This is a genomic window from Collinsella sp. TM05-38, from assembly GCF_003466445.1.
Lineage (GTDB): Bacteria > Actinomycetota > Coriobacteriia > Coriobacteriales > Coriobacteriaceae > Collinsella.
The window spans coordinates 252-13,326 of the sequence record NZ_QSPM01000006.1; the positions used below are offsets into that span (position 1 = coordinate 252).

Genomic DNA, 13,075 nt, shown 5'->3' on the forward strand with positions numbered 1-13,075 from the left:
GCCGCCTCTCGGCGGCCTTGCGAAAAACAAATCCAAGTCAGACCATTTCAAATGGTTCGATGTCTGCCCGGATGCGACACTGAATGTGTCCATCCTCGCAGTATCCGGTTCTCAAGGTGCACGCTTAGCGGCTGATCCGGTCCGACCGGGCCGCGCGGCAAGGAGATATATTGCCAGACCGGAGGGGCCTGTGGAACGTCAAGTCCACTCTTCACAAGTCCTACACAATATATCGCCTTCTATAGCTAATAGAAAGACTGGTGCGAATCTTCCGCACGTATCAGATGATGACCCTTTGGTTCAGGAATATATAGAGATCGGTCACCTGTAGGTGTCTATCTACCCGCGCTTTTAGCAATGTAAACCGCGCTTCAGATAAAAAGAGGGAGCGCCGCGCACAACGCGACACTCCCCTAGCGATTCAAGAGAATCTATTAGGCCTCGAGAGCCTTCTTGGCAATGGTGGCCAGCTCGTTGAAGGACTCGATGTCCTCGTAAGCCATCTGAGCCAGGACCTTGCGGTCGAGCTCAATGCCGGCAACCTTCAGGCCGTGCATGAACTGAGAATAAGAAATGTCGTTCAGGCGAGCGGCAGCGTTGATACGGGTGATCCAGAGAGAACGGATCTCGCGCTTCTTGTTGCGGCGATCACGATACTGATACTGCAGGGAGTGCTGGACCTGCTCTTTAGCATGCTTGTAAGTACGCGAAGCGGCACCGTAGTAACCCTTCGCACGGTGCATAACGGTACGGCGCTTCTTCTTGGCGGCAACAGCGCGCTTAATACGTGCCATGTTCTATCAACTCCTAGACGGTAAGACGAAAAAAGGGAACGCGAACTTAGGCGAGACGCGACTTGATGACCTTGCGGTCGGCAGCGGCGATCTCGGTCTCCTTGCGGAAGCCACGCTTACGCTTGGTGGACTTCTTGCTCAGGATGTGGCTCTTGAAAGCCTTGGCGCGCATGAGCTTGCCGGTACCAGTCTTGCGGAAACGCTTCTTGGTGCCGCTGTGGGACTTCATCTTAGGCATGAAATACTCCTTAATCGGTTACAGAACACTAGTTACTTAGTATCGTTTGCCGCTTTTTCCTCATCGAAAGCGCCCTTAATCGGGGCGAGCAGCATAAGCATGTTACGGCCCTCCATCTTAGGCTTGGACTCGACCGTAGCGTAAGGCTTGAGATCCTCGGCGAGACGCTCGAGAACGTTAAGACCCTGCTCCGGGTGAGCCATCTCACGGCCGCGGAACATGATGGTGATCTTAACGCGTGCGCCCTTCTTGAGGAAACGCAGAACGTGGCCCTTCTTGGTCTCGTAGTCGCCAACATCGATCTTGGGTCGGAACTTCATTTCCTTGACCTCGACCTTAGACTGGTTCTTACGAGCGGCCTTGGCCTTCATGGCCTGCTGGTACTTGAACTTACCGTAGTCCATGACCTTACAGACCGGCGGCTCCGCGTTGGGAGCGATCTCGACCAAGTCGAGACCCTGATCGTCGGCGACGCGCTGGGCATCGCGGATGGCGAACAGGCCGAGCTGAGAGCCATCGACGCCAATCAAACGGCACGAAGATGCAGTGATCTCGTCGTTGATGCGGGTGTCATCAGACTTAGCTATTTTCCCTACCTCCATTCATAAAAAAATAACCCGGCGCTTCTCAGCAACCAGGTCGTACACATAGACATCCTCGAAATGAGGAAGTAAATCTAAGTTGTATGACCAGTCAGCTGCTCATTGGCGCCAAAAGGTGGGAACCCTCGGGTTCCTCTTTAGGGCATTGCGGGAACAACGCCTTGGCGATAATAACACGTACAGCGCGCTATCACATTACGTACACGAAAAAGGGGCCTTGGCCCCCTTGAAGCGCAGGTGCATGCATGGTGCCCGAGGCGAGACTCGAAGGGCTTTCGCTTTGCGAAACCCCGGGCTTCGGGCGCATAGCGCCCTCGCCACGCTCCGCTACAAACAGGCCGCCGGCCTGTTTGCTTAACGTTTCGCGCGCTCACGCGAGTTCGGCACGAAAAAGGGGGCCTTGACCCCCTTGAACGCTCAGCTGCATGTATGGTGCCCGAGGCGAGACTCGAACTCGCACGTTGTTGCCAACGGTGGATTTTGAGTCCACTGCGTCTGCCAATTCCGCCACTCGGGCACGTAATGCGTGAGTTAGTTTATCACAGCTTTCTGTTGATTAGTCCGAAAATGGAACTTCGAGCATTTCGATGAGCTCGACCGAACGGAGCATCTCGCGCCGACGGCATCCACGACCGTCGACCGAGACCTCCCCCATCTGGTTGTCATAGGGATCCTCGCGCATACCGTCGAAGACGGGTTCAAACCCTGCCTGGAACCGGGAATTTGCCACCATGCGCCACGGATCGAGGTTACCAAAATAGTGGCGGCGGCGCCATTCCTCCCCCATCCTACGCGCCGAGGAACCAAACGAGACATCGGCGTTGAGCCAGCCAGTCTGCGGCGTATAAAACTCCGCCCAGTCATGCGGCCCCACCGAGTCGGGCGCAACGTACAGGCCGCTCTGCCAGCGGGCGGGCACACCGGCAATGCGGCACATGGTGATAAACGTGAGCGCCATAACGCCACAATCACCGCGAAGCGAATGCGCACAGTCATCGGCGATGGAGCCCAAAAGCAGATACGGCGGCTGATAGCGATAGTCGATATGCAGCGTCAAGTAATCATAGATAGCCCGAGCTCGATCGAGCTGGTCCTCGAGCCCGTCAACGACACGCTCAGTCAGCTGCTGCAGATACGGCGTGAACGCAATGTGTGGACGGTCCTCGGAAATGTCCTCGGGCAGCGATGTGTCCATACACGGATGCGCTGGAAGCGCACCCCCATAGATATCGTGATAAGCGGCATCGATTTGATAACGATAGATCACCGAGAACGAGCGATCGGTCGAGGAGACCCACGAAGCGGTACGCGCCAAGGCGTTCGCAGGGGCAATGACCCCCTCCGGCGTCATATCAAGAATCTCGATCTGAGACTGCTGGCGGCAGGCAGCGGCAACGGGAAGCCACGCGCGAACGGCCTCTCCTTCCAAAGCCCCGGGGACAGACACGCACGCCTTAAGCGTAATGGTACGAGACAGCCCGCCCTGCGTTTCCATCTCCTCGAGCATCTGGTTGCGCAGCGCAATGCTATCCGTAGGATCGGGGCGCAGGCCCGGAACCTCCTTGGGATACACGCGCAAGGAATCAAGGAAATTGTCGAGGACAAATAGCTCGCCATCGATAAAACGCCAATCGATACGCTTGCGGTCAATCAGGTCGTCAAACTGCTTATCGGTAAACTCGGGCCATTCCTCGCGGATCATCTCAATAGCCCGATCACGCGACACCGAAAAATGAAGCGGCGTCTCGATCATGCGATACCGCTCGGCACGAACGCAGGCGGCAAACGAGGGATCAGGATTCTGCTTCAAAAGACGATCGCAAGCCGCAACCGCCTGTGTCAGATATCCAGCATCCTTGAGACGAAGAATCTCAGGCGGCAATCCGATATCGAGATGACGGAAATCATCGTCGCAAACCTCAACAGAGCACCCAACGGGACCCTCGGCAACAACCTTCCCGTCAGCAGGCAAAATATCAATAACAGCCATAACCACTCCCAAGTAGTACGACAACCTGAGCCCATTGTACCGACATAAAAACAAAGCCCCCAACCAAGGAGCCCTCAACACCGATAAACGGTATCAATTCAATTATCTCAGCCCAGTAACCCTGTAGCGAGTTAACGAAGGAGGCCCCGTTCGCCCGGAGCTTTTCCCATTGCGCGACTTCTGGCAAAGCCAGGCGAGCGCAAGGGAAAAGCGTAGGGCGAACGGGGCCTCCGGCGGGAAAGTTAAACCGCTACTTACGCCTTGTTGACGGAGCCAAACTCCTCCATGAGCTCCCTGGTGCGAGCAACGATGTTATCGCGACCAGGCTTGAGGAGCTTGCGGGGATCGAAGCCCTTGCCCTGCTGATCCTTGCCAGCCTCGATGTACTCGCGGACGCCCTTGGCGAAGACGAGCTGCAGGTCGGTGTTGACGTTGATCTTGGAAATGCCCAGGGAGATGGCCTTCTTGATCTGATCCTCGGGGATGCCGGTACCACCGTGCAGGACGAGGGGCAGGTCACCGGTCTGGGCCTTGATCTCGCCCAGACGCTCGAAGGAAAGGCCAGCCCAGTCGGCGGGATACACGCCGTGGATGTTGCCGATGCCGCAGGCGAGGAAGTCAACGCCCAGGTCGGCAATCTGCTTGCACTCAGCGGGGTCAGCGAGCTCGCCGTTGGAGGTCACGCCGTCCTCGGTGCCGCCGATGCCGCCGACCTCGGCCTCGATGGACATGCCCTTGGAGTGGGCAAGCTCAACGAGCTCCTTGGTGCGGTCGAGGTTAAGCTGGAAGGTCTCCTCGTGAGAGCCGTCATACATGATGGACGTGAAGCCGGCCTCGATGCACTTGAAGCAGTCCTCGTAAGAACCGTGATCGAGGTGAAGGGCGACGGGAACGGTAACGCCCGTGGCCTCGACGGCAGCCTTGACCATGTCGGCGCAGACCTTGAAACCGCCCATCCACTTAGCGGCACCAGCGGTGCACTGAAGGATCAGCGGAGACTTGGCCTCCTCGGCGGCCTGGAGAATGGCCAGGGTCCACTCGAGGTTGTTGGTGTTGAAGGCACCGAGAGCGTACTTGCCGGCCTCGGCCTTCTTGAGCATGTCTGCTGCGTTGACGAGCATAAAAGAAACCTCCTGTAAGGTTGCTCCAATAACGCCTGTGATTTTACCACGGCACACCCAAGCATATACGTTCGTTTGTTCATGAATATGGGTACTTTAGCGAGTTTTTATACCGTTTGCCGCCCCAGAACGGCCGTTAACGAGTTTAGGGGTTGACGTAATTGTCAACCCCTAAATACCAACTGGCTATACGATCACCAAAGATGCGAGTTCAAGCATAATGGGCATGGTGATGAGCGACAAAATCGTCGACAGCGTTACCAAGCCGATTCCAAATTTATAGTTGCCACCGTATTTCTCGGACAAGATGGCCGCGAACGATGCGACGGGTGCACCGAGAGCGATGAGCATCGTGAGGCGGATCTTGGCATCAATCCACGGGAAGAGCGCCAAGATGCCGACAACGATCGCCGGGATGATGACAAGTCGCACCAAGCTGACGAGATAGGCCTTTTTGCTCGTAAGGACAGCGCGCATATCGCTCTGCGCCAAATAGGCTCCAAGCACAAGCATCACAAGGCCCGTATTGAGCGAACCCAGGTCATCGAGAATCGTCGCCATCAACGCAGGCGGATGGATTGAAAAGAAAAAGCAAACAAGACCAATCAAGATCATGATGAGATTGGGGTTAGTAATGCAGTTCTTAAACGACATCTGGCTCTTATCGCCCGAAACCAACCATACGCCATACGTCCAAATGAAAAACGTGAGACATGAGACTCCGATGGAGAGGTAGAAGACGTATTCGGACCCGAACACGCCCATAACAATGGGAACCCCGATAAAGCCGCTGTTGGAGAAGATGGCGCCGTAACGGGCGACGCCATCCTCCTTTTTAAAGAACAGACGCGTGAGCGGAATCGAAATGAGCGTGACCACAACGGTAAGCACAAAGCAAAATCCCGCGTCGCGGATCATGTTGGGGTCGAAGTCGACCATAAGAGTTCTCAGCGTAATGCAGGGATACGCCACGTAGATGACCACATTGGCCATCTGGCTCGTGCCCTTACGGTCGATAATCTTCATGCGGTAGAGAGCATAGCCGATCGCCATCAGGATAAACATGATGACGATCTGGTTGATAAGCGCGGCAACCGCTCCTCCCATTACAGCTCCTCGCCGTTGGTCTCGATAACCTTCTTGTACCAGTAGAAGCTCTTTTTACGCGAGCGCTCCATAGTGCCGGTGCCGTCATCGTGCTTATCGACGTAAACAAACCCGTAGCGCTTGGCCATCTCTCCATCGGCATTGCTCACCAGGTCGATGCAGCCCCAAGGTGTGTAGCCCCAGACCTCAACACCATCCTTGATGGCCTCGGCCATAGCCTTGATGTGATCGCGCAGGTACTCGATACGATAGTCGTCGTCGATAGATCCATCCGGGTTGACCTCATCGCAGCAGCCGAGGCCGTTCTCAACCACCATAATGGGGATTTGATAACGCTCGTACACCTGGTTGAGCATGATGCGCAGACCCATAGGGTCGATAGGCCACTCCCACGCAGTCTCCTTGAGGTAAGGATTCTTGGCGCCCCCGAGAAGGTTGCCGCTCGTCTCCTCAGCAGGGTCAGTGCTTGCGCACTGGCTCTGATAATAGCTGTGCGTATAGAAATCGACTGTACCCTCTTTGAGAACCTTACGGTCCTCGTCGGTGATATCGAGCGTCACGCCTTCCTCATCCCAGATACGCTGGGCAAAGTAGGGGTACTCGCCGCGCACTTGAACATCGGAACAGTAGTAGTTGCGATATTGATTGCGCTCGCGGGCGAGCTCGACGTCGGCAGGATTGGGCGTGAGTGGATAGGCCAGCATGTAGGCGATCATACAACCCATCTTGTTGTCGGGGTCGATCTCATGCCCCGCCTTGACCGCAAGAGCGCTTGCCACAAACTGATGGTGCAGCGCCTGCAAACGCTTCTGCGGGTTGTCTTTCTGATGGCGCAGGTCAAAGGAGCCCGGATTCAGAATGCCGAGACTCATATAGTTGCCAAGGGACATCATGCCGCAATTGATCTCGTTGAACGTAAGCCAGTAGCGGCACTTGCCCTTGAAATGCTCCATGACGGTCTTGGCATACTTCACGTAGCAGTCAATAGCCTCGCGCGAAGCCCAGCCATCGACTTTCTGGCACATGGCAAAAGGCATCTCATAATGACTCAGCGTTACGAGCGGTTCGATGCCGTACTTATGGCACTCGTCCATCACGCGATCGTAAAACGCAAGACCAGCCTCGTTGGGCTCATCTTCGAATCCCGTTGGGAAGATGCGAGGCCAGTTCATCGAGAAACGAAAGACCTTGAATCCCATCTCGGCGAGCAAGGCGATGTCCTCTTTGTAGTGATGGTAGAAATCGACACCATCGTGACAGGGATAGAGCTTGTTGGGGTCGAGCTCGGGCGTGATCTCGCGCGGGTGGTGATGGTTGCCGTTAGTGGCCATATCCATGCAACTCGGACCCTTGCCGTCTACGTCCCAGGCTCCCTCGAACTGATTGGCGGCAGTCGCGCCGCCCCAAAGAAAGTCTTTAGGAAAAACACCCATGGTCGTCCTCTTTTCTATAGGAAACGTGCCGTCATCGCGACGGCCCTCACACTTGTTGAACGAAAGCTAGTCGAGGTCAGCACCGTTGGTGGCAATAACCTTCTGATACCAATCGAAGCTCTTCTTCTTAGAGCGTGCATAGGTACCGTTGCCCTCATTGTCGAGGTCGACATAGATAAAGCCGTACCGTTTGTCCATTTCGCACGTCGACATCGAAACCAAATCGATGCATCCCCACGGGGTATAGCCCATCACGTCGACGCCCTCCTCGATAGCGGCGCCGATGGCCTTGATATGCTCACGGAAGTAATCAATGCGATAGTCATCGTCAATCGTGCCGTCTTCGTTGACTTTGTCGTAGGCGCCAAGGCCGTTCTCGACGATAAAGAGCGGCTTATGGTAGCGGTCCTGCATATCGATCAACGCGTAGGTGAGACCATCGGGGTCGACCTGCCAGCCCCAGTCAGAAATGGGCAGGAAGGGGTTCTTAACGCCGGTAGCAAGGTTTCCGCCAACCTTCTCGCGCTTGTCCGCATCGATAGAGTCAACCATCGACATGTAATAAGAGAAGGAGACGAAGTCGACCGGATACTGCTTGAGAATAGCCTCGTCACCCATGCCGAACTCGACGTGGATGCCCTTGCGCTTCCAATAGTTGAGCACATGCTGCGGATACTCGCCGAGTACCTGGACATCGCTATAGAAGTAGTTATCGCGGTTGTCCTTCTGCGCGAGCAGCATGTTTTTGGGATTGCAGTTCTCGGGATAGGTGAGGGTGCGCGTGACCATGCAGCCCATCTGAGCACTGGGAACCATCTCGTGCAGCATCTTGGTGGCAAGGGCGCTCGCTACAAACTGATTGTGCACGCACTGGTAGATAAGCTCCTCGCGCTTATCCTCGGGATAGCGCTCGGTGCAAACGCCAATCGTGGTCCAGGGGTGACGGAACACAGAGTCGATCTCGTTGAACGTGAGCCAATAGGTCACGTACTTGCCGAACTCACGGAAGCAGACCTCGCAGAAGCGCAAGAAGAAGTCGATGACCTCGCGCTTGCCCCAACCGTCGTAATGGTTTGCCAAATAGAGCGGCATCTCGTAGTGATGAAGCGTCACAAGTGGCTCAATGCCCGCATCTTTCATGGTACGGAACAGATCGCGATAGTAGTCGATGCCGGCCTGGAGCGGCTCTTCCTCTGTACCCGTGGGGAACAGGCGAGTCCATTGGATGGAAACGCGCAGCGTCTTGAAGCCCATCTCCTGGAAAAGCGCAATGTCCTCCTTGTAGCGATGGAAGAAGTCGATGCCGTGACGCTTGGGATACATATGGGTATCGGTCGAAGCCTCGGCCTCCTTGATCTGCTCATCGGTGATCCCGTGCAACGCCGCGTAGTCCTTTTTGTCGACCTTGGGCTTATAAGTGGTGCAATCGGCGACCGAAAGGCCCTTGCCATCCACATCCCAAGCTCCCTCGCACTGGTTAGCAGCGGTGGCGCCGCCCCACAAAAAGCCTTCGGGGAACACGTAGCTCATGGTTATCTCCTTAGGTAGAAAAAGAGGGACGCAGCGCTCCCGTGCACCGCGCCCCTCGAAGTTACAGGCAGTTTATCGAATAATCAATACGCAGAGCCATTAGGCCTCGGCAGCCTCTTCCAGCTCCTTCTTGGCCAGCTTGCTGTTGGCGATCACGAAGGGAATCCAGATGAGCACGCCGACGACAAGCTCGACGACCTGGACTACAACACCCTGCCAGCCATGGCCAACAAAGGCATTGAGAAGGATGGGCACACCAAAGGGAACGTCAACGGTGTTGCAGGGAAGGAAGCCGATAGAGGTGGCGAACATGGCGATGGCGACGCAGATGCCGGAACCAAAGGCAAACGGAATCGCGTAAATCGGGTTAAGAACCAGCGGGATACCGAAGACGACGGGCTCGGAGATGCCGCAGATGCCAGGCAGGAAGCCGAGCTTAGCGATAGCCTTTTCCTCATCGCGCTTGGAGCACAGGATAATAGCAATGATGAGGCAGAGGGTCATACCAGCGCCACCGGGGGCGACGAAGCAGTTCCAGAAGCCCATGGTGAACGGGGAATCGGGCATGGTGCCAGCGGCAAGGGCAGCGGTGTTGGCAGCGATTGCCGCATTGAACATGGGGTTGCGCACCGGGGAAACGATGAGACCACCATGGATACCGAGAACCCAGAAGAGCTGAGACACGACAACGATGATGATAACGCCAGCGGGAGTCTTGAAGGCCGCCTCGAGCGGAGCCTGCATAAGCCCGTAGATCCAGTCGTTGATGTAGGAGCCGGTAAGGGCCTGGAAGCCAAGGCCGAAGACGGCACTCGCGACGAGGACGATAAAGACCGGAATCATAACGTTAAAAGACTGGGAGATACCAGAAGGAACCGAAGGAGGCATCTTGATCTTGATCTGATCGATCGTAGACAGCCAGCAGAAGAGCGAGCCGAACACAACGGCCGTAATCATGCCGACGAAAAGACCCTGGGCGCCCATCTGGGTGGTAAGCAGACCAGACACCGGAGCCTCGAGAGCCGTGCCGGCACCGTCGACCTTGATGGAGGTGCAAATCATGGAGATGTAGGCCGCCACGGAAACGAGCGCCGTCGGATACTCCGGAGCCTTCTTGGCACGGGCCAGGTAAAGGCCAATCAGGAAGGTGATGGGCACCGTCATGAAGGACATGGTGCAGTAGTTGATAGCGGAAAATGCCGGCTCAAGCCCCGCGAGCGCGGGCACCCATTGTGCAAGCCCCGTCGTGGTGGAAGAGACCAACGTCTTGAGCAGCGTGCCCATAGAGCCCACGATAACGAAAGGCATAAACGCGGTAAAGGCATCCTTAATTGCGGAGAGATATACGTTGTCGCCTACTTTTTCTGCGACAACCATCATCACATCTTCGAATTTCTCGGAGAAAGCCATATGATGTACCTGCTTTCGAAAGTTAATGACGTGCTTTCGGATGTAGACCGCTGTCGAGTGCTAGTCGCACAGCGGCGATTTTGGGCTATTGAGCCCTTATGCCTTGGCGACCAGGTCCTCCGCCTGCTTGAGGACCTTGGCGCCATCGCAGCTGCCGTAGGCAACCGGATCGATTACGGCAACGGGAGCTTTGCCGTCAACGACTTTGGTGAGCTTGCGCTGAAGATGGCGGACCTGCGGGCCAAGCAGCAAAACGTCAAAGTTTCCGAGTTCCTCGGCAACCTGGCCTTGCTCGACGGCCCAAATTTTGTAATCATCCTTGCCCTGGGCCTTAGCGGCCTCCTCCATCTTGCTCACAACGAGCGAGGTGCTCATACCAGCGCAGCAAGCCAACATGATGTTCATAACGGACTCCTTTCAAAAGCGCTCATCTTGGGCGCTTGATTGACCAAACTCGATATTTTGGGGCTACTTGCCCTCGTACTTGTCGCGATAAAGCTCGATGAAGCGCTCGGCAAAATCACTCGCCATGATGGCCATCGTCAGATGGTCCTCGGCATGGATCAAGATGATGTTGATATCGACCTCGTTGCCGTTTGCCTCGGCCTGAGTGAGCTCGAACTGCATCTTGTGGGCTGCGCTCATCTCGGACTGCGCCTCGGCGAGCTGCTTCTCGGCCTCTTCGAAATCGCCATCATGGGCAGCGTCGATCGCCATGAGCGCGGCGGACTTGGCGTTGCCCGCATGCAAAATGATCTGAAGGGCATTTTCATATTTGCTCTCGTCCATCGGTGTCTCCTTCTACTCGTTGTCGTCTGTTTTTCCATACATATTCAAAAGCTTGACGACGGTATCCCATCGCTGGTTGTCGACAAGCTCCTGGATAGCCTCTTTGCTGGTAAGCATCTTGGCCATACTGCGGTAGAAACGGTCAAGCTTCTTGTTCTTAGCCTTTGAAACCGATACGAGAAAGACCGCCCGTACCGCCTGCCCGTTCCATTCGACCGGCTCGCGCAGTAGTCCAACGCAAACAAACGTCTCGTCCGTCACGGCCTTGACCGAATGGGGCATGGCGACCTGATTGCCAAAACTCGTTTGCGCGAGTTCCTCACGACGCATGACCAGCTGCTTAAACTCATCAGGCACGTTACGCATGGCAGCGACCTGCTCGCATAGAATTGAGATGACCTCGTTCTTGTCCGCAGCGACTATATCGGAGACAAATAGGTCAGCCGAAAAATAAGGTGCAAGATCACCGGTGACATTTGCACCGGCAAGAATCTCCCGAACATCGTGCATGTCGTCGGCATCGAGAAAGAAACTCACCTCACGCACGGGCACCGGAAGCGCTCTATGCAGGGGCACCGTAGTAAATACGTAATCGATACCCGTCATATCGATACTGTCGATATGGGAAGCATCACAGGTCACGATCTTGTCCACGAGGGCACCGAACTCCTGGCGGTATCGGTACTCGAGAAGCTTGGCGCTTCCCTGTCCGCTTGCGCATACCACGAGGATATTTTTACGCGGAGCCTCGCTCTTCTGGCGCTCAAGCGCCAGGGCAAAGGCAAGTGCGATATAGCCGATCTCGTCATCCGAAAGACGGCTACCGTAGTGCTCGGCAAGGATGACCGACGAATCGAGTGCCATCGAATACGCGAGCGCGAATCGCTTCTTGATATCGGCAAGCAGCGGGTTATCGATATGCATGCGATATTTGAGGCGCACGGCAAGCGGAACGATATGACGCGCGAGGTTCATGCGAAGCTCAAGATCGCCGCGAAAATCAAAGTGATAGGAATCCCAGATGCACTCGAGCATCTCGGTGACCACATCCCAGACTTCGTCGGAAATTACGAGACCTTCATCGGCACCATCAGGGCTAGCATACAGAGACTGCTTTCCCGCAAGGTGAATGGCGATATAGGCAACTTCCTCCTCTGGGAGTCGAATGTCGAAAGCCTTCTCGATACCCAAAGCCACACACCCGGCCACCGCAAACTCGCGCGCCGTACGTAACTTCTCAATATGTTCGGCTTCGAGCGGGACATAGCACTGCTCGCGGATTCGCCAAATGGCGACCGCGATATGAACCAGCAGGTTTTGATAGGCCGCTGAGTTGATTTGGAAGCCTTCCTCGGCAATGACTTCATTAACACAGGCGGCAATCGTGTCGAGGGTCACCTGATTCTGAGAATCGCTCTCACGATGCTCTGCAAGCTTGTCGAGCGTAATGTTTGCCAGGCAGAGACGGCGCGACATCTCCGAGCCGCTCACGCGAATCCCGTAATGAGGACGCCGCTCAAGTTTAAGATCGAACTTAGCAAGCTGCGCCTCGACGCGCTTAAGATCGCCTGAAATAGCGTTGCGGGATACATAGAGGATCTCCGAAAGATCGTCCAAAGTGATCCAGTCAACGCGACTCAACAGGTCGTTCAGCAAGTAATCAACGCGTCCCTCGCTCGTAGAGGGAATTGACTTGAGCCCTCCGTTGGATGCATCGTCCTTAATCGAGCAGTACGCATCGTAATCGATGATATTAAGGGCATAACCCCCGCCACGACGTTTATGGATATAGGCGTCTGGCTCGAGGGCGGCGTTGAGCTTCTTGACGTACGTGCGAATCGTGCGATCACTCACGCCAAACTCTTCGCAAAGACGAGCGGGCGAAACATCGGGATTGACCTCGATATAGCCAAGTACTTTTTGAACCTGCGAATCCAACACCAACGTTCCACCTCCCCGCGCTCATCTGACAATAAAAAAGATACAAGGTTTATGGAGAGGGTTCCACATTCTCGATTTCCCCAGAAGTCGGAAGTCTGTTGGGTGGAAACGGAAAAACCG

13 protein-coding genes and 1 tRNA gene are annotated in these 13,075 nt (G+C 55.5%); 1 reads left to right on the forward strand and 13 read right to left on the reverse strand.

Translation table 11 applies throughout. The features are described from left to right. Nucleotides 1-331: hypothetical protein (locus DXD49_RS09890; protein WP_233541747.1), on the forward strand; the 331-nt coding region annotated here is incomplete at its 5' end. A gap of 103 nt (nucleotides 332-434) precedes the next feature. On the opposite strand, the gene rplT is transcribed toward DXD49_RS09890, so the two are convergent. The 13 genes from rplT to DXD49_RS04445 form a co-directional block, all read right to left on the reverse strand. Further along, nucleotides 435-794, reverse strand: coding sequence for a 50S ribosomal protein L20 (rplT, locus tag DXD49_RS04385; RefSeq protein ID WP_006234421.1), 360 nt, complete (start codon nucleotides 792-794; stop codon nucleotides 435-437). 46 nt (nucleotides 795-840) lie between these two features. After that, complete coding sequence (gene rpmI, locus DXD49_RS04390) at nucleotides 841-1,032, reverse strand: 50S ribosomal protein L35 (protein ID WP_117734492.1); 192 nt, start codon at nucleotides 1,030-1,032, stop codon at nucleotides 841-843. Nucleotides 1,033-1,064: 32 nt separating this feature from the next. Further along, nucleotides 1,065-1,634, reverse strand: a complete 570-nt coding sequence (gene infC, locus DXD49_RS04395) for a translation initiation factor IF-3 (RefSeq protein WP_117734493.1) — start codon at nucleotides 1,632-1,634, stop codon at nucleotides 1,065-1,067. 430 nt (nucleotides 1,635-2,064) lie between these two features. Then, nucleotides 2,065-2,151: transfer RNA gene (locus DXD49_RS04400), tRNA-Leu, on the reverse strand. A gap of 39 nt (nucleotides 2,152-2,190) precedes the next feature. Further along, nucleotides 2,191-3,624, reverse strand: a complete 1,434-nt coding sequence (locus tag DXD49_RS04405; protein WP_117743996.1) for a transglutaminase-like domain-containing protein — start codon at nucleotides 3,622-3,624, stop codon at nucleotides 2,191-2,193. Nucleotides 3,625-3,878: 254 nt separating this feature from the next. Next, nucleotides 3,879-4,745, reverse strand: coding sequence for a class II fructose-1,6-bisphosphate aldolase (gene fba, locus DXD49_RS04410; RefSeq protein ID WP_117743995.1), 867 nt, complete (start codon nucleotides 4,743-4,745; stop codon nucleotides 3,879-3,881). A 186-nt stretch (nucleotides 4,746-4,931) separates the two neighbouring features. Then, the gene (locus DXD49_RS04415; protein WP_117794321.1) at nucleotides 4,932-5,852 is read right to left on the reverse strand and encodes an AEC family transporter; all 921 of its coding nucleotides are present in this window, start codon (nucleotides 5,850-5,852) and stop codon (nucleotides 4,932-4,934) included. Beyond that, on the reverse strand, nucleotides 5,852-7,285 hold the full coding sequence (locus tag DXD49_RS04420) for a glycoside hydrolase family 1 protein (RefSeq protein ID WP_117794322.1): 1,434 nt from the start codon (nucleotides 7,283-7,285) through the stop codon (nucleotides 5,852-5,854). The genes DXD49_RS04415 and DXD49_RS04420 overlap by 1 nt, the downstream gene beginning before the upstream one ends. Nucleotides 7,286-7,351: 66 nt before the next feature. Beyond that, nucleotides 7,352-8,815: a glycoside hydrolase family 1 protein gene (locus tag DXD49_RS04425; protein WP_117794323.1), complete on the reverse strand. Its 1,464-nt coding sequence runs from the start codon at nucleotides 8,813-8,815 to the stop codon at nucleotides 7,352-7,354. A 99-nt stretch (nucleotides 8,816-8,914) separates the two neighbouring features. Next, on the reverse strand, nucleotides 8,915-10,225 hold the full coding sequence (locus DXD49_RS04430) for a PTS sugar transporter subunit IIC (protein WP_117794324.1): 1,311 nt from the start codon (nucleotides 10,223-10,225) through the stop codon (nucleotides 8,915-8,917). 96 nt (nucleotides 10,226-10,321) lie between these two features. Further along, nucleotides 10,322-10,630, reverse strand: a complete 309-nt coding sequence (locus tag DXD49_RS04435; protein ID WP_117655170.1) for a PTS sugar transporter subunit IIB — start codon at nucleotides 10,628-10,630, stop codon at nucleotides 10,322-10,324. A gap of 63 nt (nucleotides 10,631-10,693) precedes the next feature. Further along, nucleotides 10,694-11,014 (reverse strand): PTS lactose/cellobiose transporter subunit IIA, encoded by a 321-nt coding sequence (locus tag DXD49_RS04440; RefSeq protein WP_117794325.1) that lies wholly within the window; start codon nucleotides 11,012-11,014, stop codon nucleotides 10,694-10,696. A gap of 12 nt (nucleotides 11,015-11,026) precedes the next feature. Next, nucleotides 11,027-12,955, reverse strand: a complete 1,929-nt coding sequence (locus tag DXD49_RS04445; RefSeq protein WP_233541748.1) for a BglG family transcription antiterminator — start codon at nucleotides 12,953-12,955, stop codon at nucleotides 11,027-11,029. Between the last annotated feature and the right edge of the window lie 120 nt (nucleotides 12,956-13,075).